At 58.2% G+C, this 23,549-nt stretch carries 29 protein-coding genes; 11 read left to right on the forward strand and 18 right to left on the reverse strand.

The window, feature by feature from the left end; genetic code table 11:
• Nucleotide 1: 1 nt before the first annotated feature.
• The 17 genes from AB5Y98_RS09520 to sctW all read right to left on the reverse strand — a co-directional run bounded on the left by AB5Y98_RS09520 (nt 2) and on the right by sctW (nt 11,938).
• Nucleotides 2–820, reverse strand: coding sequence for a T3SS regulon anti-activator ExsD domain-containing protein (locus tag AB5Y98_RS09520; protein ID WP_244365664.1), 819 nt, complete (start codon nt 818–820; stop codon nt 2–4).
• 119 nt (nt 821–939) lie between these two features.
• Entirely contained in the window at nt 940–1,755 is an 816-nt protein-coding gene (locus AB5Y98_RS09525; RefSeq protein ID WP_054544593.1) for an AraC family transcriptional regulator, read from the reverse strand.
• Between the two features lie 347 nt (nt 1,756–2,102).
• Nucleotides 2,103–2,504: a YscW family type III secretion system pilotin gene (locus tag AB5Y98_RS09530; RefSeq protein ID WP_274437062.1), complete on the reverse strand. Its 402-nt coding sequence runs from the start codon at nt 2,502–2,504 to the stop codon at nt 2,103–2,105.
• Nucleotides 2,501–2,734, reverse strand: coding sequence for a T3SS regulon translocated regulator ExsE family protein (locus AB5Y98_RS09535; protein WP_017783016.1), 234 nt, complete (start codon nt 2,732–2,734; stop codon nt 2,501–2,503). The genes AB5Y98_RS09530 and AB5Y98_RS09535 overlap by 4 nt, the downstream gene beginning before the upstream one ends.
• A 2-nt stretch (nt 2,735–2,736) precedes the next feature.
• Nucleotides 2,737–3,180 (reverse strand): type III secretion system chaperone, encoded by a 444-nt coding sequence (locus tag AB5Y98_RS09540; RefSeq protein WP_005302426.1) that lies wholly within the window; start codon nt 3,178–3,180, stop codon nt 2,737–2,739.
• 134 nt (nt 3,181–3,314) lie between these two features.
• The gene (gene aopD, locus AB5Y98_RS09545) at nt 3,315–4,205 is read right to left on the reverse strand and encodes a type III secretion system translocon subunit AopD (protein ID WP_017784900.1); all 891 of its coding nucleotides are present in this window, start codon (nt 4,203–4,205) and stop codon (nt 3,315–3,317) included.
• Between the two features lie 12 nt (nt 4,206–4,217).
• On the reverse strand, nt 4,218–5,405 hold the full coding sequence (aopB, locus tag AB5Y98_RS09550; protein ID WP_139725153.1) for a type III secretion system translocon subunit AopB: 1,188 nt from the start codon (nt 5,403–5,405) through the stop codon (nt 4,218–4,220).
• The gene (locus AB5Y98_RS09555; RefSeq protein WP_017783020.1) at nt 5,386–5,889 is read right to left on the reverse strand and encodes a SycD/LcrH family type III secretion system chaperone; all 504 of its coding nucleotides are present in this window, start codon (nt 5,887–5,889) and stop codon (nt 5,386–5,388) included. The genes aopB and AB5Y98_RS09555 overlap by 20 nt, the downstream gene beginning before the upstream one ends.
• 9 nt (nt 5,890–5,898) lie before the next feature.
• Nucleotides 5,899–6,837: a virulence-associated V antigen gene (locus AB5Y98_RS09560; protein ID WP_054544589.1), complete on the reverse strand. Its 939-nt coding sequence runs from the start codon at nt 6,835–6,837 to the stop codon at nt 5,899–5,901.
• A gap of 9 nt (nt 6,838–6,846) precedes the next feature.
• Nucleotides 6,847–7,131, reverse strand: a complete 285-nt coding sequence (locus AB5Y98_RS09565; protein WP_005302440.1) for a hypothetical protein — start codon at nt 7,129–7,131, stop codon at nt 6,847–6,849.
• A gap of 39 nt (nt 7,132–7,170) precedes the next feature.
• Nucleotides 7,171–7,626, reverse strand: coding sequence for an LcrR family type III secretion system chaperone (locus AB5Y98_RS09570; RefSeq protein ID WP_368231803.1), 456 nt, complete (start codon nt 7,624–7,626; stop codon nt 7,171–7,173).
• On the reverse strand, nt 7,623–9,788 hold the full coding sequence (gene ascV, locus AB5Y98_RS09575; protein ID WP_368231804.1) for a SctV family type III secretion system export apparatus subunit AscV: 2,166 nt from the start codon (nt 9,786–9,788) through the stop codon (nt 7,623–7,625). The genes AB5Y98_RS09570 and ascV overlap by 4 nt, the downstream gene beginning before the upstream one ends.
• Nucleotides 9,721–10,065 (reverse strand): type III secretion system chaperone AscY, encoded by a 345-nt coding sequence (ascY, locus tag AB5Y98_RS09580; RefSeq protein WP_005347936.1) that lies wholly within the window; start codon nt 10,063–10,065, stop codon nt 9,721–9,723. Before ascY ends, ascV begins: the two co-directional genes overlap by 68 nt.
• 2 nt (nt 10,066–10,067) lie before the next feature.
• Complete coding sequence (gene ascX, locus AB5Y98_RS09585; RefSeq protein WP_005347926.1) at nt 10,068–10,433, reverse strand: type III secretion system protein AscX; 366 nt, start codon at nt 10,431–10,433, stop codon at nt 10,068–10,070.
• The gene (acr2, locus tag AB5Y98_RS09590) at nt 10,430–10,801 is read right to left on the reverse strand and encodes a SycN family type III secretion system chaperone Acr2 (RefSeq protein ID WP_336290924.1); all 372 of its coding nucleotides are present in this window, start codon (nt 10,799–10,801) and stop codon (nt 10,430–10,432) included. Before acr2 ends, ascX begins: the two co-directional genes overlap by 4 nt.
• Complete coding sequence (locus tag AB5Y98_RS09595) at nt 10,798–11,079, reverse strand: TyeA family type III secretion system gatekeeper subunit (RefSeq protein WP_005302458.1); 282 nt, start codon at nt 11,077–11,079, stop codon at nt 10,798–10,800. Before AB5Y98_RS09595 ends, acr2 begins: the two co-directional genes overlap by 4 nt.
• Complete coding sequence (sctW, locus tag AB5Y98_RS09600) at nt 11,060–11,938, reverse strand: type III secretion system gatekeeper subunit SctW (protein ID WP_368231805.1); 879 nt, start codon at nt 11,936–11,938, stop codon at nt 11,060–11,062. Before sctW ends, AB5Y98_RS09595 begins: the two co-directional genes overlap by 20 nt.
• Before the next feature lie 187 nt (nt 11,939–12,125).
• Between sctW and ascN the strand changes: the two genes are divergently transcribed.
• From ascN to AB5Y98_RS09655, 11 genes are all read left to right on the forward strand, one after another.
• Nucleotides 12,126–13,448, forward strand: a complete 1,323-nt coding sequence (gene ascN, locus AB5Y98_RS09605) for a SctN family type III secretion system ATPase AscN (RefSeq protein WP_017784910.1) — start codon at nt 12,126–12,128, stop codon at nt 13,446–13,448.
• Nucleotides 13,445–13,906 (forward strand): YscO family type III secretion system apparatus protein, encoded by a 462-nt coding sequence (locus AB5Y98_RS09610; RefSeq protein WP_368231806.1) that lies wholly within the window; start codon nt 13,445–13,447, stop codon nt 13,904–13,906. Before ascN ends, AB5Y98_RS09610 begins: the two co-directional genes overlap by 4 nt.
• 6 nt (nt 13,907–13,912) lie before the next feature.
• On the forward strand, nt 13,913–14,992 hold the full coding sequence (locus tag AB5Y98_RS09615) for a type III secretion system needle length determinant (RefSeq protein ID WP_368231807.1): 1,080 nt from the start codon (nt 13,913–13,915) through the stop codon (nt 14,990–14,992).
• The gene (gene sctQ, locus AB5Y98_RS09620) at nt 14,989–15,915 is read left to right on the forward strand and encodes a type III secretion system cytoplasmic ring protein SctQ (protein WP_368231808.1); all 927 of its coding nucleotides are present in this window, start codon (nt 14,989–14,991) and stop codon (nt 15,913–15,915) included. The genes AB5Y98_RS09615 and sctQ overlap by 4 nt, the downstream gene beginning before the upstream one ends.
• Complete coding sequence (gene ascR, locus AB5Y98_RS09625; RefSeq protein WP_005302476.1) at nt 15,912–16,565, forward strand: SctR family type III secretion system export apparatus subunit AscR; 654 nt, start codon at nt 15,912–15,914, stop codon at nt 16,563–16,565. Before sctQ ends, ascR begins: the two co-directional genes overlap by 4 nt.
• Nucleotides 16,566–16,567: 2 nt before the next feature.
• The gene (ascS, locus tag AB5Y98_RS09630; RefSeq protein ID WP_033113185.1) at nt 16,568–16,834 is read left to right on the forward strand and encodes a SctS family type III secretion system export apparatus subunit AscS; all 267 of its coding nucleotides are present in this window, start codon (nt 16,568–16,570) and stop codon (nt 16,832–16,834) included.
• Nucleotides 16,831–17,619, forward strand: a complete 789-nt coding sequence (gene sctT, locus AB5Y98_RS09635) for a type III secretion system export apparatus subunit SctT (protein ID WP_099359102.1) — start codon at nt 16,831–16,833, stop codon at nt 17,617–17,619. The genes ascS and sctT overlap by 4 nt, the downstream gene beginning before the upstream one ends.
• Nucleotides 17,616–18,674 carry a type III secretion system export apparatus subunit SctU gene (gene sctU, locus AB5Y98_RS09640; RefSeq protein WP_368231809.1) on the forward strand — a complete coding sequence of 353 codons (1,059 nt, stop codon included), beginning with the start codon at nt 17,616–17,618 and terminating at the stop codon, nt 18,672–18,674. The genes sctT and sctU overlap by 4 nt, the downstream gene beginning before the upstream one ends.
• Before the next feature lie 113 nt (nt 18,675–18,787).
• Entirely contained in the window at nt 18,788–19,735 is a 948-nt protein-coding gene (locus tag AB5Y98_RS09645) for a hypothetical protein (RefSeq protein WP_368231810.1), read from the forward strand.
• On the forward strand, nt 19,732–20,118 hold the full coding sequence (locus AB5Y98_RS09650; protein ID WP_017783036.1) for a hypothetical protein: 387 nt from the start codon (nt 19,732–19,734) through the stop codon (nt 20,116–20,118). Before AB5Y98_RS09645 ends, AB5Y98_RS09650 begins: the two co-directional genes overlap by 4 nt.
• 270 nt (nt 20,119–20,388) lie before the next feature.
• Complete coding sequence (locus AB5Y98_RS09655) at nt 20,389–21,597, forward strand: tyrosine-type recombinase/integrase (RefSeq protein ID WP_368231811.1); 1,209 nt, start codon at nt 20,389–20,391, stop codon at nt 21,595–21,597.
• 43 nt (nt 21,598–21,640) lie between these two features.
• On the opposite strand, the gene AB5Y98_RS09660 is transcribed toward AB5Y98_RS09655, so the two are convergent.
• Entirely contained in the window at nt 21,641–23,008 is a 1,368-nt protein-coding gene (locus tag AB5Y98_RS09660) for a tetratricopeptide repeat protein (RefSeq protein ID WP_368231812.1), read from the reverse strand.
• Nucleotides 23,009–23,549: the final 541 nt, after the last annotated feature.

Genomic DNA, 23,549 nt, shown 5'->3' on the forward strand with positions numbered 1-23,549 from the left:
TCTAGCGGGCCTGTGGCAGCCAGTAGAAACGATCCTGGGAAAGGGCCAATCCTCTTTCTGCCAGCCACGCATGCAATGGCTCGGCAGCTGTGGACTGAACTGGCAGGGCTTCCAGTAAATGCCAGAATTTTTCCAGCTCCAGCGGGACCGGCATCAATGTCTGTGGCTCGCCCTCTGTTGTGTGCCGTGCATACCATGCAGGCCAAGCCAGATGAAGACGTGTTTCACATTCGGCTTGCAACTGCAGCAGCTCCTGTTCACGCCGCGTCAACTGGGCAAGCTGGGCATCAATCTTGCTCTCGATACCGGATTGGACATCCACCACCGTCTGCCAGAAAACGGCTTGAGCATTCAATTGACGCCGCATGACCTGCAGTTGCGCCAATTCGGTTGTCCAGCCTGAGTGGAGAGGCTCCTGATGGCAAACCCACCAGCGATGCAGGGGGTAGAGCACCCAGTGCCACAGTAACGGGCGTTCAGCCAGGTTGATAGCATCTCCCAGTTGCTCGACCCAGGAGCCCTCTTCTGCGTTCGCAGCCGAGCGCAGGATCCGTTGCATGTCCTGACGTGACACAGCCATGGCAACCTCCATGCGGCGCTGCAGCCAGACAGATGCAAGCAGACCCTCCAATCGGGTTCTGGGCAACACACGCTGCAGCAGGTTCAGTTGCTGTGCAGTGAGCACACCGGCATCCTGGTAGCAGAGCACGGATTGCTGGCCAACCAGCTGCTCTAGAGAAAGACGCTCTGGCTGGACAACCGTAACCCGACGGCCTGCAAACAAGCCTCGTTTTGGGGAGTGGTGATCTTGCTGACTCATGCTATGCCTTGCTCATCTTGCTGCGGGCAATAATCGAATAGTGTGTTGATATGCTGGCTATTCTATCCATTACTCCCTCTTCCGACTTATAAAAAACGTCAGATTATTTTAGTCCGGCGTTAATCTTTGCCATGTCTGGCGCGGCTTGGCGTACAACCAAACCGGCGCCGATAACTTTGAGTGAAATAGGACTGGCTGGAGAAACCGGCCTCCATCGCAATATCCACTATGCTCATCTCGCTATTGAGCAATAACTGATGAGCATAGAGAATACGGCGCTCGCTGATCCAGGCACGAGGAGAGACACCATAGATAGAGCCGAAAAGCTCCTTGAAGGTGGTCAGTCCCATACCAAACTCTTTGGCAAACTCGCTGAGTTTCCACTCCATCAGGTAGTGCTTTTCCATGAAATGCTGCAAGCGCTCAACCTGTCGATTACTCAGTTGACGCAAGATGGACATCAATTGCGGACCGAGCTCCCCAAATGCCAGCAGAAACAGCAGTTCCTCGGTACGCAATTGAGCAAGGGCTGGTGGATATTCGTGTTCAGTCAGGCCATGCAACCCTTGAATGCATTGAGTCAGCAACGGTGAGGTGCCAAATGGCAATAAACTAGGTGCAATCGTGTCTATTCTGGGCACGTCACTCAACAGTGCACCAAAACGTTGCAAAAAACCTTGCAGAAAAGTATTTGAGAGGGGTAACCAAAGCAGGTGACAAGGCGCTTCACCGGTACAGACCGCATAATTGCCACGGCGCACGAACATCAACTCGTTAGCGGATAACTCGTAAGTATCGGTGCAGTCCTGCCAGGTCATAGTTCCATCCAAGAGGATATATATTCCCTCCTGCGAATGCTCAATGACACTAAAAGCAGACATGCACCACTGGAGCCGGGCTATATCACCCTTCTCTGTGGTTGTAATGCCTTTCATATTGTCGTTTTCCTGAATCTGCGCGTGGTGCCTGTGACTCCTCAGCAAAGACAGGATTTCTGCCGGGCGTCTTATTATTGGCGTTTTATTTATTCTGTATTGAATTAACTGATTCCAATATAGGCAATTAATTAATCACCTTTGAAATGAGGGGGAGCATCCTACAACAGCTATGCGCAAGAAAACCAGTCATAAATTAGAGTCAATACACTACTCATGTATCATTTTGATGACCAAACTAAAGCTGTCGTTATATACCGATGATAGTTTGTTACAAAAATAAACTTTTCCAATAAGACAGATTGTTGATAAACAATTGATTTGAGCGCCGTTTGTTAGTTCAGCATTTATTGACATTGCGGATAACAAGATCTTGGCCGCAATTCGAAATGATATGTATCCGGATTAAATTCCTTAAAAACTTTTTGTTGATACGCTGCTTGCACAACTGAACTGCCAAGGAAACGCAATCTGGCTCGCAGATATATATTGCCTTCTGCCATTTGCAGTGGCGTCAAACGTAGCTCGAATGTCAGTGGCAACATGGTTACTTCGTATTCCGTTGCAGCCACCACCAGAGGACGACCGTCGATAACGCTCAGCGCAGTGACCTCCACTCGGGCAGGCCGAGGGAGTGTTCCAGCCAGATGAACCTCTCCCTTCAATTGCCTCAACGCTGGCTTGACCATCGGCGTCGTGACGCAGCCTGTCAGCAGGCCCAACATCATCAACACCAGCCATTTTTTCATACGACCCTGATCCTCCGCTCCGACAGTGGCAAATGTTCTCCCTGCTGCAAGCGTTGCAACGCCACCTCATGAGTTTGATCAAGGTGGATGGAAGCACGCAATTGTACCGCCAACGGTTGAGGATCACTGCCAATCGAAACTATATGCATCTCCCGCCCGGCAAAGTTGCCATCTTGAGATCGTGCGGCACCTTGCGACAGGGCCGTCACTTGCTGCTCTTGTATCTTCATGGTTATACCCGAACACCCTGCATCTCATCATGATTCGTCTCAACGTGATGTGATGACCTCAGCAGCTCCTGCCAGAACTCGGCATGTTCAAGCATGCTGGCAAGGCTTGTTTCAAGAGAGGCCAACGTCAGCTGGCTGGCTGACATCTGACGATAGAGCTGTACCATCAGTGACGATTCGTCAAAACCGAAGTGCAAATTGAATTGATACCAATGACGGTTGAAACTAGCCAACTGGCGGAATATACCCTCACCAACCTGATGCAGCTCGGCTACGTTGGCCTGCAAGACCAGCTGATCTCGCTCTGAAACCAGGATCAAGGCTAGTTGCAAGTGATCATCAAAACACAATGCCGCAACACCTTCCTGGTTCAAAACCAGAGATGGCAGGCCGTACTTGGTAGCAAACTCAGCAAGCAGCTGATTGATGATGAGGGGTAGATCCATGATGTCCTCCAGCAGAGAGGAGAGGATGGTAGCCTGCCATTCCACCTCAGGCTGTCACTCAAGGGCGGCTCTTTTATGAAAAATGGCCGGAAAACAAAAAGGCGCCCGAATGGGCGCCCCGACGATCATGGTGTTTATGCAACACCAAAGGCCGCTTTCCAGGCCTGGTTCTGGCTCTGAGCATACTGCTGCATCAGTTGCAGCACGTCTTTCATGAAGTTGACATTGAAGGACATGTTGTCCTCAATCTTCTGCTTCTCGGCCTGACTGATGGTCGCTTTGACCTCGTCTTCCTTGGCCTCTGCCTGGCTCGTCCCCTGCGATACCTGCACTGCAGAATTACTCATTTGTCCCACTGACTGGGTCACGGTGCCGGCAAGTTGTTGACGGCTATTGTTGGCATCAAACTTCTTGTTCAACGTCAGCAGGGCTGCCTTGTCGTTCTTGATCCTTGCAGTCAGATCCTGGCCAGCATCCCCCATCTCAAGACCCGCCGTCTTCTTGATATCCCCGATCTGCTTCAGCTCCTGCTGTCGCCCGGCAATATTGGCATTCAGCGCCTTGTCCTGTTTGATCGTCTTGGCCGATTTGGCCATGGAGAAGCCTCCCATGACCGCCGATGCAACAGCCATAACACCGGAAACCACGGCAGTGGCAATCATCAACATGGCGCCATGGCGCATCTCATCGACTTGCGCCTGCTGATGACCGATAACCAGCTTGTTCTCGGTATCCCGCTGTACAAGTCCCATTTCACGGGCCTGACGTGCCAGCTTGAAGAGCAGCGACATCATGTCCATCACGCTTTCCAGCTGTTCCGTCATCTGGGTAACGCCCTTGGTATCAAAGGGAACGGAGGGACGCGGAAGCACTGGCAGGCTCTTGTTCTCTGCCGCTCGCTGACCGCCCGAGCCAGCAGCCTCATGGATCGTTTCCGGGTGACGAACCTGTTGGCTCTCGCCGGTGCGCATTTCGGGTAACAGGCTGGTATGGTTTACGCCATTGGCATAATCACTGTTAATCATGAGCAATACTCCTTAGATAGCGGCCGGCCTGCGGGCCAGGTTGTTCATCATGTCACCCTTGGCGTTGAGCATCTGAAAGATCATCTCCATGGTCTGCTGAAACGCCTCGATCATCTGGGCAATCGCCTCTTTGAGTTTGTCAATCACCCCTTGCAGCGCCGTCATCTCTTGGCGGTTCTCCAGTAGATCAGCTTGCTTGAGCAGCAGCTTGGCCTGGTTTGCACTATCGACGGTCTTGGTCACACCATTGCCCACATCAACGATGATATCCGCTGTTTGGGTACCGATCTTGGCCATTTTCGCCGTGGTACTCGCGGCATTCCCTGCTACTTTGGCCGAGATGTCAGCAGCCTTCATATAAACCTTGGCGGAGTTCTGGATAAGCTTGAGGCCCATTTCACTCGCCCCCTTGCCCGCCATCTTGAAGCCCATTTTTACCCCCAGCTTGGCAAGTCCCTTGACCGCTCCCGCGCCAAATGTCACCACCGCCGAGGCAACTGCGAGGATAATTTCCACCGCCATAAGCACAGGCCCTAGCTTCTCCATCACCTCCTTGGAGATAAGACCATCCTCAGCTGCCTGCTGTACCGCCATATTGACGACACCGACCGCACCAGCGGCAATCATCAGTGCACCTGCTGCGGCCCCGACACCGGTCGCCACCATGATAGCCCCGATGATCATGGACGCGATGGCACTGATCCAGCCAAAGATCTTGCTGGCCAGACCCGATTTTTTGGCCTTCTGTGCACTCTCTTCGGCCTCTTTGATCTTCTCCTGGTTCTCAGCGATCTTCTTCTCGTTCTGGGTGCGGGCCCGATCGAGATCGGCGAGTTTGAGCCTGTTCTGGGTCTTCTCCAGATCACTGGTCAACTTGCCCAGCTCAATTTCAAAGGCTTCCGGCGAGGTAAAGGCGGCCGAAACCAATGCGTTGGTGTGCGGCAGGAGCAGGCTGGCATTCTGCTTGACCTGTGTCAGCAATCTGCTGACGTCAGTCAATTGCTGAGAAGCGGGTTGACCATTGCTCACTGCCAGGGGGGCGTTCAAAGAAACACCCGGCTTGCGGACTTGCCCACTGGCTGGGGCCGTCGCGGCATCGAGCCGCGTTTCACTGCGAGGCTGAGCAACGGGCTTCAGACCCGTTACGTCACCTGTGTTTCCCAGCGAGGAAACGCTTCTTTCATTGCTGATCGGGTTCATCTTGCTGATCCCTTCTGATTGCGATGGCTTCCAACATGACCTTGGCGCTTGCCGCCAGATCGGCCTGCGACGGATCCGCGTCCGCCAGCAGGTGGGCCGAGTAGAAGCCACTCTCGGCCCCGTTCAAATCACCTTGTTGCAACCGGCACTCGGCGGCATGAAACGGGAAACGGGGATCGTTCAGATCGAGCATGGCGCCAAAGCTGTAGCTCTCGACCGCCGTCTCGAACTCTCCCATCGCCTGCCGGCAAGCACCGAGCCCGAGGAAATAGCGCGGCTCGTAGTGATCCAGCATGCAGAGGGCCTGAAAAATCTTGTGGGCATCCTCCCACTTGCCAGCCTGATACTGACCAAAGGCCAACGCATAAAGCTGCTCCAGGGTGTCGTCGGAAATATCCTGCAGCATGGCCAGGGTGCCACCATCGGCCATAAAGGCTTCCAGCTTTGCTTCATATTCCGGAGTCTGGGTGGTATCGGTCTGCATGTTATCTCCTCAAATGGCGCCAAGAATGTCGCGCATGATGCTGTCGTATTTCTGGATAAAGCGGTTGAGTGCCTCGATGGCGGCGTTGTAGCGCGAGCTGACGTCGTTGAGGCGGGTGGTTTTTTCACTGACCTGATCGTTGAGCGGCCGCGAGCGGTCACTCACGCTGGTGGAGAAGTTGCCAAGCTTGTTGTTGTCCTTGTTATAGGCATACTCGGCCTCTATACCACTCATGGCTCCGCTCTGCTTCTTGTCGCTTTCAAGAAATGCCTTCACCGTCACCTTGCCGGCACTATCTTGCATTTGCGCAAGCAACTTGAACTCAGCCCCCAGCTTGAATTGAGCCTCCGAGCCATAGCCATAGAGCTTGTAATCCATCAGGTTGAAGTCGGTCTTGAAGGTCTGGTCAGATTTTGCAGAGAGCGCCTTGTTGATCTCCGACTGGATCACCCCATAAATCTTCAGCTCGGCGGTCATCCCCTTGAGCTCGTCACTGAGCACCTTGCGCTTGTTGTCCTGAAACGCCATCACTCCGGTAAAGGTGGTGATGATGTCGTCATCCAGACGATCCATGGTCAACGCGCTGAGAGATAGCAGCATGAATTCAGATACGCTCCACTGTGTCTTCGGCGGAGTCTGATTCTTCCCCCGCTCGATCATGCCTTTGATGGCATCAATTGCCGCCTCTTGGCCTGCCTGGAACTGGCCTGTGGCCCAGCCCCCATGAATGGCGTCAGGATTGGTCAGATAGGCGGCCAACAACTTCTCAAGCTGTGCCTTGGTCAGCAGTGTCGGTTGGTCGGCGCTGAGGGTGATCTTGCCGTCGAGCAAGGTGAGCAACTCGGCCAGTTTGGGATTTTTATTGCCCGGCAACTGGTCGAGCGATTGCCCGTCGAGCCAGCCGACGAACCCGCCGGGGTTGGTGTTGTAATCAGGGATAGTGCTCATCACGACTCCTTAAATCATCAGTCCGCGCATCATGGTAGGGCGACGGCTCTTGCGGGACTCTCCCGGCTGGGATGGAGATAACGCCTGCCGGCGCTGGATCTCCGCCAGCATCTCTTGTTCGGCCACTGCCACCTGTTCGGTCGGTGCATCGAACAGCAGTTGACAGGTCTGCTCTGACAGATCCAGTCCGGCCAGCATCTCCTGCAACAGGGCATGACGGTGATCATTGTCTGCAATGGCCTGCTCCGCCTGGGCGACGGTTTCGCTATGGTGGGCATAACGCGGTTGTTTCATCTTGGCTCCTATTCTATGAGGCCCTTTTGGGCATGCCTGTCACGCAAGGCCGCCCTTTTGTCGTTTTCGCATATCTCGCAGTGAACAGACGCGCTCGGCCGCCAACATGAACCAGCCCGGCTCGGGTTCGCTGGCGCCGGTCCAGCGCAAGTAGAAGCGGCTGAGTCGTTCGCCGCTCAGGGAGCTGCCGCGAAAGACATCGACGTTGCCGTAGAGAAAATGGCCCGGTCCGAGCACTGCCAGAGTGGCTTCAGCCAGCAGATAGAGGGCGGCGAAGGGGTTGGCCAGCCCGGGCCGCTCACCGTGGCGGCGTACCAACAGTATCCACACCCGTCGGGTTGCGGGATCGACCCGCCAGGCGAGATAGACACTGCGGTACCAAAAACCGTGACCAAGCTGGACTGGGGTATTGCCGAGATAGTAGGGCGCCACCTCCAGCCCCCTGGCCTGCAACCAGGGGATCAGGGGCTCGCAGGTCGGCCGCTCGACACTCACAGGCAGACCCTTCCCAGCGGCTGAATATTGATCTGCTGGGTCAACTCCTGATAGGAGAGCACCGGCAGGGTATGGTAATCCCCCTCAATGAGCTTGCGCACATAGCGGCGGATATCCATGGAGACGATGAGCACCGGCTTGTTCTGCATCTGCGTCAAATCTCCCACCGTATGGCGAACCTGATCGAGAAAGCCTTGAGTAATGGTGGGATCGAGCGCCAAATAACTACCGGCACTGGTCTGGCGAATGCCACCGCGTATCTGCTCTTCCACCTGCTGATCGAGCAGATACGCAGGCAGTATGTTGTTGCCGTTGGCGTACTTGTAGCAGATGTAGCGCTTGAGACTGCTGCGGATGTACTCGGTGAGCTGCACCACATCCTTCTCCTTCTGACCCCACTCCACCATGGCTTCCAGGATGGCTCGCATGTTGCGGATGGAGATGTCCTCCCCCACCAGCCGCTGCAGGATTTCGGTCATGCGCTGCAACGGAATGATCCGCTGAGCCTCCTTCACCAGTTCCCCATAGCTGCCCTCCATCTGCTCCAGCAGATAGCGGGTCTCCTGAATGCCGATGAAATCTTCGGCATACTCGCGCAATACATGGGAAAGATGCCAGGTCACCACCTGATCGGGGGTCAACGAAGCCAGCCGTGTTTTCTCAAGCCGCGCCTGATGCTCCCTTGCAATCCACAGGGTCTGTTGTCCGGGCAGCAGAGGTGCGCCCTCTTCATAGGGAACCCCCAACAGATCGAGCTGGGAGGCATTCTCCTGCACCAGCAGATGGCCAGGCCGCAGCAGACCGCGAGCCACCGGCACCTCCTGCAACTGGATCAGGTACTCACCCTGCCCCATGCCTTCATTGAAACGCAGATGAATACCCGGAAAGGGCACCCCGAGGTCGAGATACAGCGCCCGCCGCACCCGTACCAGTTCATCGTTGAGCGCGATGGCTTCCAGCTCGGCCTGCAGGGCGGCATCCACATCGATCAGAAGGGGCACCGTCATGGCGAACTCCTCCTTTTCAGCAAGCTTGCCGCGGGGTTTGCTGCCGGCCTTGGGCTTGCTACGGGCAGCGGGCGCCCCGGCCCCCTGCGCCAACACGGCAGGGAGATCCTGGCTGTTGTTGCTCAGCGCCTTGTGCTGGCGCACGCCGATAAAGTAGCCGCCTGCCGTGACCACTGCGGCCAAAGTAAAGAAGGTGATCATGGGGAAACCCGGGATCAACCCGAACAACACCAGCAGTACGCCGCCAATCAGCATCGCCTTGGGCTGGGCCACCACCTGGGCACCGATATCGGAACCGAGATCGGCAGACTCTTCGGAAGAGACCCTGGTGACGATAATGCCCGCCGTAATGGCGATCAGCAGCGCCGGCACCTGGGAGACCATGCCATCCCCCACCGTCAGGATGGAGTAGAGCTGCAATGCCTCGGCGGCCGCCAGCCCCTTCTGGGTCACCCCTATGGTGACCCCGCCGAGGATGTTGACGAAGATGATGATGAGGCCCGCGATGGCGTCCCCCTTCACGAACTTCATGGCACCATCCATGGAGCCGAACATCTGGCTTTCTTTCTCGATGGTGCTACGCCGCTCCCGCGCCTCATGAACATCGATTACGCCAGCACGCATGTCGCCATCGATACTCATCTGCTTGCCAGGCATGGCATCGAGAGAGAAGCGGGCGCTGACTTCCGCCACCCGCTCCGAGCCCTTGGTGATCACCAGGAACTGCACGATGGTGATGATGAGGAAGATGACGATCCCCACCACCAGATTGCCCCCCACCACGAAGTTGCCGAAGGTGTAGACGATCTGCCCGGCATCGGCCTGCAGCAGGATCATCCGGGTGGTGCTCACCGACAGGGCCAACCGGAACAGGGTGGTGATCAGCAGCACGGCGGGAAAGGCGGAGAATTGCAGCGGCGAATTGATGTAGACCGCCATCATCAGCAGTACTACCGAGATGGTCATGTTGATGGCGATCAGGATATCCAGCGCCACCGGCGGCAGTGGCAATACCATCATGAAGACGATGGCCAGCAGCAGTACCGCCAGCATGATGTCCTTGCGCTCGCCTATCCGGCGCAGCAGCTCAAGAGAGCGTGGGTTCATTCTGCTCTTCCAGTTCGAGATAGTGTTGATAGGCGAAGCGGGCTTCATCCAGTCTTCCTGCCAACTGGCAGGCACGGCTGCGACAGAGCCACAAGGCCCCATCCGCCTCGCCTTCAGCCACCAGCTGTTCCACGTGCGCCAGCGCCTCCTCGCCACGGCCCAGCTTGAGCAGTGACACCAGCAGCATGCGTCGTCCGGCCTGATGTGCCGGGTAGAGCTGCAACAGGGCGGCCAGCAGCGTGGTCGCACGATCGGCGTGGCCGTACTGCAAGTGCAGCCAGCCCGTAAGCAGCAACAGATCCTGCTGCTGTGACGAAAGAATCATGGTCATACCTTGTGCAGCAGATGGAGGGTCATCTGCATCAGTTGTTCATCCTCGTGCATCCGCTCGAGCAGTAATCCGGCCGCCTTTAGCTCGGCCGTCTGCCCCTCCATTAGCACGGCTCGCAACCCCTGCATCGCCATACTGAAATCCCGCGGCCGCCGCAGATCGTGAAAGCCACGCTCTGGCGCCGCGAACTCCAGCAGCGCCCGCTCGGCCAGACGCTCGGGATAAAGCCTGGTGATATGGGGTTCGATGGATTGGCCATCCGGCAACAGGGCATAACGCCCCGGCAGGCTCTGATCCTGCTCATCGAGCCGGATGGCACTCAGTTGCTCGATACCGATATGGGCCGCAGTAATACGACTCATGACGCCAGAGCCTCACGCTGTAGCTGGGTCAGGGTGCGCAGCGCCTGGTGCAGAAGAGGAAGGGTGACATTTCGCTCATCCAGAGTGACGAACAGGATCAGCTGATCCTCTTCCAGCCAACCGCAACGAACCGGCAGGACGGGAGCCTGAGCCGCGGCGGTGAGGCTCATGGCGCGGCGAATGGCGTCGCCACTCTGGTGCCATGGCACCCGGCGGGCCAACCAGAGGGTCAGTTGCCCCTGATGACGTTCCAGTTGCAGGGTGCCGCTCTGCTCCAGTTCAAGCTGGATTAGGGAATGGGGATTATCCCCGATGGTAATCCCCAGATCCTGGCAAAATTGCACCAGCTGGGGTTCAATCCAGTTCATGACGGGTCTCCAGACAGCTCATCCTCTTCGCGCTCGATGGCGTTATCGAGCGCCCCCTGACAACATTGCAACAGGTTCTGACGCTGCTCTTCCTCACTGAAGAGCTCCACCGGCAGCAACCGGACCAATCGCTTGAGCTCCTGGTAGAGCAACACCTGCGTCTGGACCTCATCCAGTTCAAGCGCCACCCCGACCTGCTCCACATCACGGACGGTTGCCCAGCGTTTTTCCACCAGTGCAATCAGATCGCCCATCAAATCAGAAGGCCCGTATGCCATGGGCCGTTCCCTCCTTCACTCGTTGCCACAGCTCATCTACCTGGGCCGACAAGGTATTGAGCAGCCGCAGTTTGTGCATGTCGCTCATCACCCGCTCCAGCTTGACCGGATCGAGCCAACGTTGCTGGCTATCCAGATCGGCGCTGAGGGCCTTCATCATGAAGCCGGTCACCTTCTCCAGCGCACCATTGCCAAAACGGCTGTGAATATCGCGCCAGGCGGTGGAGAGGGAGCGATAGTCCTGCACCGCATCGCGATAGAGATCCCGCAGATCCTGCACATGGCCTAACCCCTCGCGGGCAGCCTCCTGTGCCGGGCCGGTAATGCGGGCACCCAGCACGATAGCGGCACCTTGCTCCTCAGCCAGCTTGGCCAGCGCCTGCTCGATAAGATTGAGGGTTCCCTGCATCTCGGGCCGCCCGGCCAGCGCCTTGCGGGCCTGACAGAGCGCCTCAAACTGTTCACTGACTTCGCCGGAATAGCTTTCCAGATAAGCCAGCAGCTGAGAGAGATTGGCCAGCCTGCCGCTGCCGAGATGGCTTACCATCTCCTTGATCTTCTGCTGGCGCTCGAGCTCGGGCACCTTGTCCAGATAGTCGCCCACCAGTGCCTCAATCTCGCTGATACGGGCATGGCTGTCACTCAGCTTGCGCTTGGCGAGCGAGATCTCTGAACGTTCGGAGAAGACAAAGGTGAGCTCTTCCGCGGCATCTGCCAGGGATTGAGACGCAGAAGCCAGCACGACCCGCTCGCCCTGAAACAACCCTCCCGGCAGAGGAAGTTGTTGCCGAGAGGCCTCCTCCCCGCGTCCTTCAGGTTGGATAGCGGTAACGTAGGGGTTGCTCTGGATAGTGGCCATGGAAACTCCCGTGATGAATGGTTTGATGAGGGTGGCATTATAAAAACCGCCTCATTGCACCTATGCCAAAATCAGCCGTGAATTTTTAGGCCTACCCCAACCGTTTTCTAAAAAGTCCCGACTCGTGCTGAAATCCAGCACGACAGGGTTTCCTTATAGTGGCCACCGTTTCCACTGGTGCAGTTTCATGACCCTTTCCCTCGACCACATCTCCGGCCAATTACGTCATGCCATCGACGAGTGCCGTCTTATCCAGATCCGTGGCCGGGTCACCCAGGTGACCGGCACCCTGCTCAAAGCCGTGGTGCCCGGAGTGCGCATCGGCGAGCTCTGCCATCTGCGCAACCCCGACAACACCCTCTCCCTGCAGGCCGAGGTGATCGGTTTTGCCCAGCATCAGGCGCTGCTCACCCCGCTGGGCGAGATGTTTGGCATCTCTTCCAATACCGAAGTGAGCCCGACTGGTGCCATGCATCAGGTCGGCGTCGGCGAACATCTGCTGGGCCAGGTACTGGATGGCCTTGGCAACCCCTTCTCGGGCGGCCAGCTACCGGAACCCGCCGCCTGGTATCCGGTCTATCGGGATGCCCCTGCCCCCATGAGTCGCAAGCGAATAGAACAACCAATTTCGCTGGGCATTCGCGCCATCGATGGACTGCTCACCTGCGGCGAGGGACAGCGGATGGGGATCTTCGCCGCCGCCGGTGGTGGCAAGAGCACCCTGCTGGCATCGCTTATTCGCAGCGCCGAGGTGGATGTCACCGTGCTGGCGCTGATCGGTGAGCGGGGCCGGGAGGTGCGTGAATTTATCGAGGCGGATCTGGGGGAAGAGGGTCTCAAGAAAGCCGTGCTGGTAGTGGCCACCTCGGATCGCCCCGCCATGGAGCGGGCCAAGGCCGGCTTTGTCGCCACCTCCATCGCCGAGTATTTTCGGGATCAGGGCAAGCGGGTGCTGCTGCTGATGGACTCCGTCACCCGCTTCGCCCGCGCCCAGCGCGAGATTGGTCTGGCCGCCGGCGAGCCGCCTACCCGGCGAGGCTACCCGCCGTCCGTCTTCGCCGCCCTGCCCCGCCTGATGGAGCGGGCCGGTCAGTCGGACAAGGGCTCCATCACCGCCCTCTACACCGTGCTGGTGGAGGGGGATGACATGACAGAGCCGGTGGCCGATGAGACCCGCTCCATCCTCGATGGTCACATCATCCTCTCGCGCAAGCTGGCGGCGGCCAACCACTACCCGGCCATCGACGTGCTGCGCTCCGCCAGCCGGGTGATGAACCAGATCATAACGCCAGACCATCAGGCACAGGCCGGTCGCCTGCGCAGCTGGCTGGCCAAGTACGAAGAAGTGGAGCTGCTGTTGCAGATCGGCGAATACCAGAAGGGGCAGGACAAGGTGGCCGACGAGGCGATCGCCCGTATCGAGGCGATCCGGCAGTGGCTGAGACAAGGAACCCATGAGCCGAGCGCCCTGCCAGACGCGCTCGCTACCCTGGATGCACTGACCCGATGATCGGGCGTCTGCAAAAAATCAAACACTTGCGGCAGGAACGAGCCGAGCAGCAGCTCGCGGCCCAGCAGGCCCGGCTGCAACAGGCCCACGCCCGTCAGCAGGAAGCCGAACAGGAGAGCCTGGACTACCGCCTGTGGCGCCTTGCCGAGGAGGACCGCCTGTTTGCCCTCTGTCAGCAAGAGCAGCTCGATCGCAAGGGGCTCAAGGCGTGGCAACAGAAGGTCGCTCTGCTGCGAGAAAAAGAGGCGCACCTCGAGCAGATGGCGGCCGAGCAAGGCGAACGGGTGGCCGAGGAGCGCACCCGCTTGCAGGCGTGCCAACTGGCGGTGCACCGCGCTCGCCAGCAGCTAGAGAAGTTTTCCGAATTACACCGACAGGAGCAGGCCGCCCGGCAAGCCCTGCGCGACTACAACGAAGAGCAGGAACAGGAAGAGTTCCGCCAGCAGATCAGGATGTGACCAGAGATGAACCGACTCATCACCCCCAGTGCAGACACTATGGCCGCCTCCGAGCCGCTGAGTCTGCGACAGGAGCTCATCAAGGCCGATCAGGCGCAGCAGCAGCGCTTCGAGCAGGCCCTGCGCCTCGGTTCCACACAGCAGAAGGCAAGTGGCCCACAGGAGCGGCTCGGCAAACCGAACGAGAGCCGCAGGTCGACACCGGATGACGATCTTGCCGGCCGCCAGGGCGCCACCGAAGAGAGAAGACTCGCGCAGAAGCGGCAAGCTCGCCAGGCCCCACGACCCAAGGAACCCTCCGACCAGCCAGAGGGAAGCGATCGGCAGGAAGCCCAACCACTGCCCGCCGCGTCACCATCAACAGGGGCAGGCAACACGGCGCCGGTTGCACAACAAGGGAGCGAGGACGCTCAGGAGACGAGGTTGCCGCGCGATATCGCAAGCGATGCCACGTCCCCTGTTGCAGCCGAACCCGGCGCGCAGAAACAACCCTATGTGCACGCACCGGCTCTACAAGTAGAAAGCCAGCCCCCGACAGAGAGCGACACTCTGCCGGAGCGCGGCGAGCTCGCATCCCTGCGATGCGTTGAGCCGACACAACCAAAAGAGGAGCCGCTCGAGAGTGCGCCCATCAGCGACGAGGAAGTACCGCCTGAGGGGGGAAGCTTTGTCGGCTCGGTCATCCGGGTGCCCCCCCTCACAGTGACACCGGGGGATCTGCTGCTGGCTCGAGTTGCCCCCAGTTCTGATTACCACGAGCTGGGTCAGCTGCTGAGCCGGCTTGCGGTAGACATTCAGCTGGAAGTGGGTCGCCCGGATCGCCCTCCCCTGCTGCAGCTCACCCTGCCTGCGCTCGGCGATCTCGCCATCCGCATCGAGCACCATCAGGGGGCGTTGCAGGTGGAGATCCTCGCCAGCGAGCAGGGGCAGCTGCTGCTCAATCAGGGGCGCAGTGAACTCATCGATCGCCTGCAGCGCCTCTACCCCGGCGAGCGGGTCGCCTTCGATCTCTTCACCCGAGGCGACAGCGAACAGGGATCGCGCCAGAAACGATCCATCTATGACGAGTGGGATGCCGACGCATGACATCAATTGCCTTTACCCTTGCCTCGCAGACTGAGCTGACCCTGCAGCAGCGGCTCAGCCAGTGCCGCCACCACTACAGCTGGAGCGGCGGCGAGCTCCGACTCGCCATCGCGCCGCTGCCGGCCAGCCTCGACTGCCGCTTGCAACTGCAGTGGCAGGGGCTCTCTGTGCCACTTCTGTGCCATGGCGCCGAGCTGGCCCGCTGGCTGGCACCGGATCTGCAGCAGGCGGCCCTGCTGAGCCTGCCCGAATCCCTGCAGCTGGCACTGATCGAGCGGCTGGGGCAGCCCCTTGGCGGCCTCACCTGCTCGGCGCTGGCCGCTCATGCTATCGGTGAAGAAACTGCCGAGCCTGCGCTGCAACTCCTGCTCAAGCGCCCGGGGGCGACCCTCGCCCTCTGGCTCGCCGAGCCCGGCCCACTGCTTGGCAAACTGCCTCCCCGGCCTATCCAACAGCGGTTGCCGCTGCCGCTCACCCTCTCCTTGCAATGGGGGGCGATGCGTGTCGCCATCGCCGATCTCGAGACGCTGGCCTGTGGCGATGTGCTGCTGCCGCCGCCGAGCCCCTTGCTCGGCCAGCAACTACTGGTCTGCGTCGAGGGACGCCCCTTTGCCTACTGCCAACCCCATCCACAACATCTGGAACTGACTGCCATGCACAACGCCGCCCCCGATGACGCCCTCGACTCCAGCCAGCTGGAGGGCCTGCCCGTTCAGGTCACCTTCGAAGTGGGCCGCCAGACGCTGGATTGGCACACCCTCACCACACTGCAACCGGGCTCCCTTGTCGATCTCGGCGCCCCCATTGATGGCGAGGTGCGTATCATCAGCAATGGTCACCTGCTCGGCAGCGGTCGACTGGTCGAAATCCAGGGACGGCTCGGGGTACGGGTCGAGCACCTCAAGAGCGAGTCGCAATCATGATCCAGTTGCCGGACGAGCTCAATCTCATCGTCGGCTTGGCCCTGCTGGCCCTGCTCCCCTTTATCGCCGTGATGGCCACCTCCTTCGTCAAGCTGGCGGTGGTCTTCTCGCTGCTGCGCAACGCCCTCGGGGTGCAGCAGATCCCCCCCAACATGGCGATGTACGGGCTGGCCATCATCCTCAGCATCTATGTGATGGCACCGGTCGGGTTTGCCACCCAGGATTACCTGCGCCAGAACGAGGTATCGCTCACCAAGTCAGAATCGGTGGAGAAGTTTCTCGATGAGGGGATGGCCCCCTATCGCGCTTTTCTGAAAAAGCAGATCAAGCCGCGGGAGCATGCCTTCTTCATCGACAGCACCAAACAGCTCTGGCCAAGCGAATACGCCGACCGGCTGGAGCCAGACAGCCTGCTGATCCTGCTGCCCGCCTTTACCGTGAGCGAGCTGAGCAGAGCCTTCGAGATAGGGTTTCTGATTTATCTGCCCTTTATCGCCATCGATCTCATCATCTCCAACATTCTGCTGGCGATGGGGATGATGATGGTCTCCCCCATGACCATTTCGCTCCCCTTCAAACTGCTGCTGTTTGTGCTGCTCGATGGCTGGGCCCGTCTCACCCACGGACTGGTTACCAGTTACGGAGGCTAGTCATGAGTCACGCCGATATTCTTCACTTCACCAGCCAGACCCTCTGGCTGGTGCTGATCCTCTCGATGCCCCCCGTGCTGGTGGCCGCACTGGTGGGCACCCTCGTCTCGCTGTTGCAGGCGCTGACCCAGATCCAGGAGCAGACGCTGGGCTTTGTCGCCAAGCTCATCGCCGTGGTGATCACCCTGTTTGCCACCACCGCCTGGCTTGGCAACGAGCTCTACAGCTTTGCCGACATGGTGCTGCTCAAGGTACCGCAGATCCAATGACCTTCGAGAGTCTGCAGGGCCAGATGCTGGCCTACACCCTGCTGCTGCCACGCTTTATCAGCTGCTTCGTCATGCTGCCGGTGCTCAGCAAGCAGATGCTGGGGGGGGCGATGATCCGCAACGGCGTGGTCTGCTCGCTGGCACTATTCGCCTATCCCATGGTGGCCGACACCCTGCCCCCCACCATCGATGCCCTCGATCTGGCCCTGTTGGTGGCCAAGGAGGTTCTGCTCGGCCTGCTGATCGGTTTTGTCGCCGCCATCCCCTTCTGGGCCGTTGAGGCAAGCGGCTTTCTGGTAGACAACCAGCGCGGTGCGGCCATGGCCTCGCTCTTCAACCCGAGTCTCGCCAGCCAGACCAGCCCCACCGGCCTGCTGCTGACCCAGACCCTGATCACCCTCTTCTTCTCCGGAGGTGCCTTTCTCGCCCTGCTCTCGGCCCTGTTCCAGAGCTATGCCAGCTGGCCGGTCACCCGCTTCTTTCCCGCCATCGGCGATCTCTGGGTGAGCTTCTTCTACAGCCAGTTCAGCCAGATGTTGCTGCTCTGCGCCCTGCTGGCGGCGCCGCTCCTGATCGCCATGTTTCTGGCCGAATTCGGGCTGGCTCTCATCAGCCGCTTCGCCCCCTCCCTCAACGTCTTCGTACTGGCGATGCCGATCAAAAGCGCCGTCGCCAGCCTGCTGCTGGTCATCTACATCAAGCTGATGATGGATCACGCCTATAGGCAGGTGCTGGCGGTGATGGATCCCCTCCGGCTGCTTGCCCCCATACTGGAGCCACGATGAGCAGCGAGAAGACCGAACAGCCCACCGCCAAGAAATTGCGCGATGCCCGCAACAAGGGGCAGGTGGTCAAGAGCAAGGAGGTGGTCTCCACCACCATCATCCTGAGCCTAGTCGGCATGCTGATGGCGATGTCCGATTACTACCTCGAGCATCTGGGCAAGCTGATGCTGATCCCGGAGTCCCACCTCAATCTTCCCTTCAGCCAGGCCCTCAACCACGTGGTTGAGAATCTGTTGCAGGAGCTCGCCTACCTCTGCATCCCCATTCTGGCGGTTTCGGCGCTGGTAGTGCTCGTCTCCCACATCGCCCAGTACGGCTTTCTACTGAGCGGCGAATCGATCAAACCCGATATCAAGAAGATCAATCCGGTAGAGGGGGCCAAGAAGATCTTCTCCATCAAGAGCCTGATGGAATTCGTCAAATCGCTGCTCAAGGTGAGCCTCTTGAGCCTGCTGGTGTGGGTCACCATAGAGGGTAACCTGCAGGCCATGCTGCAACTGCCCGGCTGCGGCATGAGCTGCATCACGCCTGTGCTGGGGGGCATGCTGGGCCAGCTGATGGCGGTCTGCGCCATGGGTTTCGTGGTGATCGCCATCGCCGACTATGCCTTCGAGCACCATCAGCACATCAAGCAACTCAAGATGAGCAAGGACGAGGTCAAACGGGAGTACAAGGAGATGGAGGGGAGCCCCGAGATCAAGAGCAAGCGTCGCCAATTCCACCAGGAGCTGCAATCGAGCAACATGCGCGCCGACGTGAAGCGCTCCTCGGTCATCGTCGCCAACCCGACCCATATCGCCATCGGCATTCGCTATGAGCGGGGGGAGACCCCGCTGCCGGTGGTCACCCTCAAGTTCACCGATGCCCAGGCACTGTTGGTGCGCAAAATTGCCGAGGAGGAGGGGATTCCGGTGCTGCAGCGCATTCCGCTGGCCCGTGCCCTCTATCGTGATGCCCTGATCAATAATTACATCCCCGCCGATCAGATAGAGGCGACCGCCGAGGTACTGCGCTGGCTGGAGCAGTGGCGCCAGAGTGAAGGTCCGCAGTGGTAAACGCAAACCCCCCCTGACACGAAAAACTGACAAATCCCCGACCGCGGATTGATATAGCACACATCCATGACTCGTTATGATTCGTACTCGTCAGCCATTTCAGGAACAACAGCATGGCCTTATCTGCCATCGGGGGACCCGTTCAGCAAGCTCCCGTCTCTTCCCAATCATCCCAGGGCAATGCTCTGCTGGCTCGGGGGAACACACTGTTTGAGCAATCGGTACAGCGGGGCATCGGCCATTTTCAGAGCGGCGATCTGAAGAGTGTCATTCATGCGCTGCGCCAACTGCAGACCACCCCGGATGCAGGCAGGGCGCAGCGGGTACAAGACGCCATCCAGCACTGGGAGCAACATCACCCCAAGGAGGTGGCGGCCCGTGGCGCTCGTCTGACCGAGTTGAAACAGGCGCTGGCGGAGCAGGGTGCCATCGCCAGACCCCAGCAACAGACCACTCGCGTGGTCGGCGGCGGAGCACAGGCGTTATTGCAACGGAGCATGGCGGGCCTGGAAAAGTTGGGCAGCTATGCCTGTACCGATGCCCAGACCTTCGTGCAGCCGAGTAACCCGTCGTACCAGAAGATCATTGGCAAGCTCAATGCCTTCGGACAGGATCCACAACGTCTGGCTGCCAATCAGCGCGCCAATAACAGCGCCAACATGGCCGCCATTCAGATAACCCGTCACAAGCAGCCCATCTCACTGCGTACCATGGAGAACATCGCCAAGGCGGTGGATGAAGCCAAAGCGGGTTGCTGTTCAACCCTGGCCTACTCGGCCGCGGCCGAGTTGCTGCGCCACAACAGCGATCAGCGGATCGAAGTACTGGCTCATCGTGGCGCTCAGGGGCACTCCCAGACCCACTGCTTCGTGGTGATCGGTCGGGCCGAAGGGAGTGAACTCTCCAAGCCCCAGAGCTGGGGCCCTAATGCCAAGGTTATCGATCCTTGGGCTGCCACCATCGGCGCTCGCCTGGTCGGCACACCGGACAAGCCCCCGATCGCCAATCTCTGGCCGCCCACCGAGTCCGTTTTTGATACCACCAGTCAGGAGTCCCGATGATGTTCAATGCCCTGCTATCTGCCCTCTGCCGCCATCTCTCCCTGCCACAGGAGTATCTGCATGGGGATGGACTGGACATCCCGGTCGGCGCGTTCAGCCTCCATGTCCGGCAGCGGGATCAACTGGTTACCCTGTTCATTCCACTGGGGAACGTTCAGGCAACATCGCTGGCCAATATGGCCGATTGGCCGGTGCTGCAGCTTAGCAGCACGGATGAACACACAACCCTGCTCTGGGCTCGTGAGTGGCTGGACAAGCTCGATCTGGAGATCATGGTGGACCTGATAAGCCGCATGCTGCATCAGGCGGAGGCTTTGACTCTGGAGAGCCCCCCGCTCACGGCCTTTGCAAGCTGCCAGCCCTCGGCGGCCATCCGCGGTTAAAGGCGCAGGGGGGCATCACGACCCCCTCGAACTATGGTCAAATCCGCATAGCAAAAATCCCCGGCAAGCAGGTTGCCGGGGCTTTTCTGAAGATGGCGGAGGAGGTGCCCGCCGTAATCAAGTCCAACCAACGCCACACTCATCCATCAAGCCCTTTACTATCAGTGTATTAGGCGCAAATGCTGTCCAATTCATCCCAATCACATATTACCACTGCGCATGCCTGGTGGCATACTGTGTGGCATATTCAATTCTCAAGGAGGTTACCTGATGGCGATCCTCACCGATACCAAAGCTCGTAGCATCAAGCCGGAAGATAAACCCCTTGCACACGGTGGCGTTACAGGCTTGACGCTACACCCTTCTACCGCCAAGGGTAGAGGCAAGTGGGTATTCCGCTATGTCAGCCCACTGACAAAGAAACGGCGGAATGCTGGCCTCGGGACTTACCCCGAGATCACCATCGCTGATGCAGCTCGAGACGCACAGGCAATGCGGGAACAGCTGGCGAATAATCTGGATCCGCTAGAGGTCCGGCAGCAGGAGCAGAACAAACCGAAAATCCCGACGTTGGAAGCATCTGCCAGATTGGTCTACGAAAGCTTGTTACCTGGCTGGAAGAACCCCAAGCACGGCAAGCAATGGATTACCACATTGGAGCAATATGCCTTTCCCACCATTGGGGCTTTCTACATCGATGCGATTATCCCCGCTCATATTGCTTCAGTCCTGCAGCCGATCTGGCTGACGATCCCAGAAACGGCAAGCCGTGTTAAGCAACGACTGCACGCCGTGATGGCTTGGGCATGGGCTCATGGCTATACCTCTGCAAATCCGGTGGATGTGGTGAGTCACTTACTACCGGCTCAACCGAGCAAATCAGTGCGAGTAGAGCATCAACCAGCAATGCCTTGGCGTGATATCCATGCCTTTGTTGAGCAGCATCTGAGAACTGCACAACGCTTCGATGTGACGCGTTCCATGCTGGAGTTCTTGATCCTGACAGCTTGTCGCTCAGGTGAGGTCCGAGCGATGAAATGGTCTGAAGTAGATCTGGAGGCAAAGGTCTGGACCTTGCCTACCAAGCGTATGAAAGCTAAGCAACAACATTGTGTTCCGTTATCTCTTCGGGCCATCGAGATCCTGATGGGGTTAAGGGGATTGCATGACGAGTTGGTATTCCCGTCTCCCAGAGATCAGGTACCGCTCTCGGACACTGTGCTGACTATGTTTCTGAGAAGAGCTAAAGCGGAGAGTTGTACTCCTGGCCGAATGGCAACGGCACACGGCTTTCGTTCCAGTTTTCGGGACTGGTGCAGCGAGCAAGGCTATGCGCGGGATCTCGCTGAACGAGCATTAGCTCACACAGTTCAAAACAAGGTAGAAGCTGCATACCACCGCACCGATCTGCTGGATCAACGTCGACCCATGATGGATGCTTGGGCTGAGCTCGTGGCTGGAGATCTACCGACCAAATAAGAAGGAAGCGGCCAGATGGCCGCTTCCTTCTATGTTCATTTTTTTAGCTTTTCCTGACGGTTAATGGCATCTTACCAAACCAATGCTCCGACAGCTTCTGAGCTTGTTTGACTTCTGGCTTGGTCATCACGGCCTCCAGTTCATCACGGGCCCGCACGGCTTCAGGCATCCCTTCGGTAGCAGCCAATGAGAGCCAGGCATAGGCATGTACCCGGTTACGCGGTGCCCCCAAGCCTTCCTCTCGCAGTGTTCCTATACGGTATTGAGCCATGCGGTCACCTTGCTGGGCAGCCAGGCGATACTGCTTGAGAGCCAGTGCGTAATCCTCTTTGCCACCTTGCCCAAGACGCAGCATTTCACCGTAGGTGTACTGCGCGGCAATGTGTCCTTGTTGGGCTGCTTTGGCATAACTGGCTCTGGCCTGCTCAAGAGCCCCTTGCTTATGCTGAAGCTCCGCCAGCTCAAACCACGCTTGGGTTACCCCCCCCTCGGCAGCCCGAGCTAACCACTCAATCTGCTGCTCTCGGTCAACCTGCTGCAAGCTCAGTTGGTACTCGGCTTCATGGGAACCGTGACTTGCTGCCAGTTCCAGCCAATAGCGACCCAAGGCTGGGTCTGTGGGAACCTGTTTCCCTGCCAGATACGCCTTGCCAAGCCAGAGTTCTGCTTCGGCGGAACCTGCACTAGCTGCTCGTTGATAAGCTGCGAAAGCGTTGGCAGGTGCCACCTGCTTGGCTTGCCACAACAAAGCGTCCGGTTGCTGCTGGGCGGCAGCCTTGTCATTCCAGCGTTGGGCGAGATCTGGTCGTTTGGTGACCCCTCGGCCTTGCTGGTAGCGCTCACCCAGCAGGTACTGGGCATCACGGTTACCAAGTTCTGCAGCCCGTTCAAGCCACTTGATGGCGTCCGTATCTGCCCCTAGTTGTTTGCTGTACCACCGGGCCAGTACCAATTGTGCTTCAGCATGATCCAGCTTGGCAGCGTGCTCGAACCAGTCGAGGCATTCGCTCACCAGTTTGCCTTGATGCTGCTCCTGGCACATCAGGCCTAGCCGATAGCTGGCATTGGTGTTGCCAAGGCGAGCAGAGCGCTGCCACCACTGAGTGGCCAGCGCCGGATTTTTGGGCTCCCCGAGCCCAGCCTGATACCAGTCACCGACTTGCCAAGCAGCGTTAGCCCGAATCTTCTGATCGGCGGCCAAGGGCCCTGATTGCTCAGCAGACTGTTGCATCCAATGCATGGCGTTGGGGTAATCGGGTTGGTTGGCCAGTCGCTTGGCTAGCTCATATTGGGCGCTGCCATCCCCCTGCTGTGCGGCTTGGGATAACTCGGCGTCAGTGAGAGGCGCAGTGGCAGAACAGGCCGCAAGCATGCTGGCTGCAAGTGCCAGCCATAAGACTCGATGTGTCATGGGAAAATTCTTCGCAGAGTGAAAAGTGACGGATGAGGTACTGCTGTATTGCGGGCTAATCCGTTATGCTACGCAGCCACCTGATGGGCATAAAGCTGATGCGGCGCCTTTCCCTGGCTATTCGCCTTGTCTATCAGGTGGTTAAATTACTAAACGATAAGATAAGCCTCGTATAAAGTTAATCATCCTTGTCAACGTGTAAGAGTTAGGGCTAGTTACCTTTCATACCAATCTATATATATGAGGCTATATAAATGATATTTCCGCAGGTTCGACATAAATAACAACACCATCGATTCTTATTCTCACGCCAATGCCATGCTCTGTGTCCCCACCCCAGTTAAATAACAGCCAGAACTCTCTCTCAACGTCGTGAGATGTATATATTTTCATTAACTTTAAGTTATTGTCATCAGACTTCTTACGCACATACTTAATAATGCCGGCAATCACACTTCGATATATATCTAATTGATTCTCATAAATGCACCTAACCTCTTCTTTGAACTTCTCATCAAGCTCGTAGCACTCAAGATTGATA

The sequence above is a fragment of the Aeromonas sp. s3 genome, from assembly GCF_040907805.1.
Lineage (GTDB): Bacteria > Pseudomonadota > Gammaproteobacteria > Enterobacterales > Aeromonadaceae > Aeromonas > Aeromonas dhakensis.

Excerpts from the sequence above, each read along its gene's own strand:
- AB5Y98_RS09520 (WP_244365664.1), bottom strand. The coding sequence starts at position 820 with ATGAGTCAGCAAGATCACCACTCCCCAAAACGAGGCTTGTTTGCAGGC.
- AB5Y98_RS09525 (WP_054544593.1), bottom strand. The coding sequence starts at position 1,755 with ATGAAAGGCATTACAACCACAGAGAAGGGTGATATAGCCCGGCTCCAG.
- AB5Y98_RS09530 (WP_274437062.1), bottom strand. The coding sequence starts at position 2,504 with ATGAAAAAATGGCTGGTGTTGATGATGTTGGGCCTGCTGACAGGCTGC.
- AB5Y98_RS09535 (WP_017783016.1), bottom strand. The coding sequence starts at position 2,734 with ATGAAGATACAAGAGCAGCAAGTGACGGCCCTGTCGCAAGGTGCCGCA.
- AB5Y98_RS09540 (WP_005302426.1), bottom strand. The coding sequence starts at position 3,180 with ATGGATCTACCCCTCATCATCAATCAGCTGCTTGCTGAGTTTGCTACC.
- aopD (WP_017784900.1), bottom strand. The coding sequence starts at position 4,205 with ATGATTAACAGTGATTATGCCAATGGCGTAAACCATACCAGCCTGTTA.
- aopB (WP_139725153.1), bottom strand. The coding sequence starts at position 5,405 with ATGAACCCGATCAGCAATGAAAGAAGCGTTTCCTCGCTGGGAAACACA.
- AB5Y98_RS09555 (WP_017783020.1), bottom strand. The coding sequence starts at position 5,889 with ATGCAGACCGATACCACCCAGACTCCGGAATATGAAGCAAAGCTGGAA.
- AB5Y98_RS09560 (WP_054544589.1), bottom strand. The coding sequence starts at position 6,837 with ATGAGCACTATCCCTGATTACAACACCAACCCCGGCGGGTTCGTCGGC.
- AB5Y98_RS09565 (WP_005302440.1), bottom strand. The coding sequence starts at position 7,131 with ATGAAACAACCGCGTTATGCCCACCATAGCGAAACCGTCGCCCAGGCG.
- ascV (WP_368231804.1), bottom strand. The coding sequence starts at position 9,788 with ATGAAGCCCGCTTCGCCTATCAACACTATCTCGAACTGGAAGAGCAGA.
- ascY (WP_005347936.1), bottom strand. The coding sequence starts at position 10,065 with ATGATTCTTTCGTCACAGCAGCAGGATCTGTTGCTGCTTACGGGCTGG.
- ascX (WP_005347926.1), bottom strand. The coding sequence starts at position 10,433 with ATGAGTCGTATTACTGCGGCCCATATCGGTATCGAGCAACTGAGTGCC.
- acr2 (WP_336290924.1), bottom strand. The coding sequence starts at position 10,801 with ATGAACTGGATTGAACCCCAGCTGGTGCAATTTTGCCAGGATCTGGGG.
- AB5Y98_RS09595 (WP_005302458.1), bottom strand. The coding sequence starts at position 11,079 with ATGGCATACGGGCCTTCTGATTTGATGGGCGATCTGATTGCACTGGTG.
- sctW (WP_368231805.1), bottom strand. The coding sequence starts at position 11,938 with ATGGCCACTATCCAGAGCAACCCCTACGTTACCGCTATCCAACCTGAA.
- ascN (WP_017784910.1), top strand. The coding sequence starts at position 12,126 with ATGACCCTTTCCCTCGACCACATCTCCGGCCAATTACGTCATGCCATC.
- AB5Y98_RS09610 (WP_368231806.1), top strand. The coding sequence starts at position 13,445 with ATGATCGGGCGTCTGCAAAAAATCAAACACTTGCGGCAGGAACGAGCC.
- AB5Y98_RS09615 (WP_368231807.1), top strand. The coding sequence starts at position 13,913 with ATGAACCGACTCATCACCCCCAGTGCAGACACTATGGCCGCCTCCGAG.
- sctQ (WP_368231808.1), top strand. The coding sequence starts at position 14,989 with ATGACATCAATTGCCTTTACCCTTGCCTCGCAGACTGAGCTGACCCTG.
- ascR (WP_005302476.1), top strand. The coding sequence starts at position 15,912 with ATGATCCAGTTGCCGGACGAGCTCAATCTCATCGTCGGCTTGGCCCTG.
- ascS (WP_033113185.1), top strand. The coding sequence starts at position 16,568 with ATGAGTCACGCCGATATTCTTCACTTCACCAGCCAGACCCTCTGGCTG.
- sctT (WP_099359102.1), top strand. The coding sequence starts at position 16,831 with ATGACCTTCGAGAGTCTGCAGGGCCAGATGCTGGCCTACACCCTGCTG.
- sctU (WP_368231809.1), top strand. The coding sequence starts at position 17,616 with ATGAGCAGCGAGAAGACCGAACAGCCCACCGCCAAGAAATTGCGCGAT.
- AB5Y98_RS09645 (WP_368231810.1), top strand. The coding sequence starts at position 18,788 with ATGGCCTTATCTGCCATCGGGGGACCCGTTCAGCAAGCTCCCGTCTCT.
- AB5Y98_RS09650 (WP_017783036.1), top strand. The coding sequence starts at position 19,732 with ATGATGTTCAATGCCCTGCTATCTGCCCTCTGCCGCCATCTCTCCCTG.
- AB5Y98_RS09655 (WP_368231811.1), top strand. The coding sequence starts at position 20,389 with ATGGCGATCCTCACCGATACCAAAGCTCGTAGCATCAAGCCGGAAGAT.
- AB5Y98_RS09660 (WP_368231812.1), bottom strand. The coding sequence starts at position 23,008 with ATGACACATCGAGTCTTATGGCTGGCACTTGCAGCCAGCATGCTTGCG.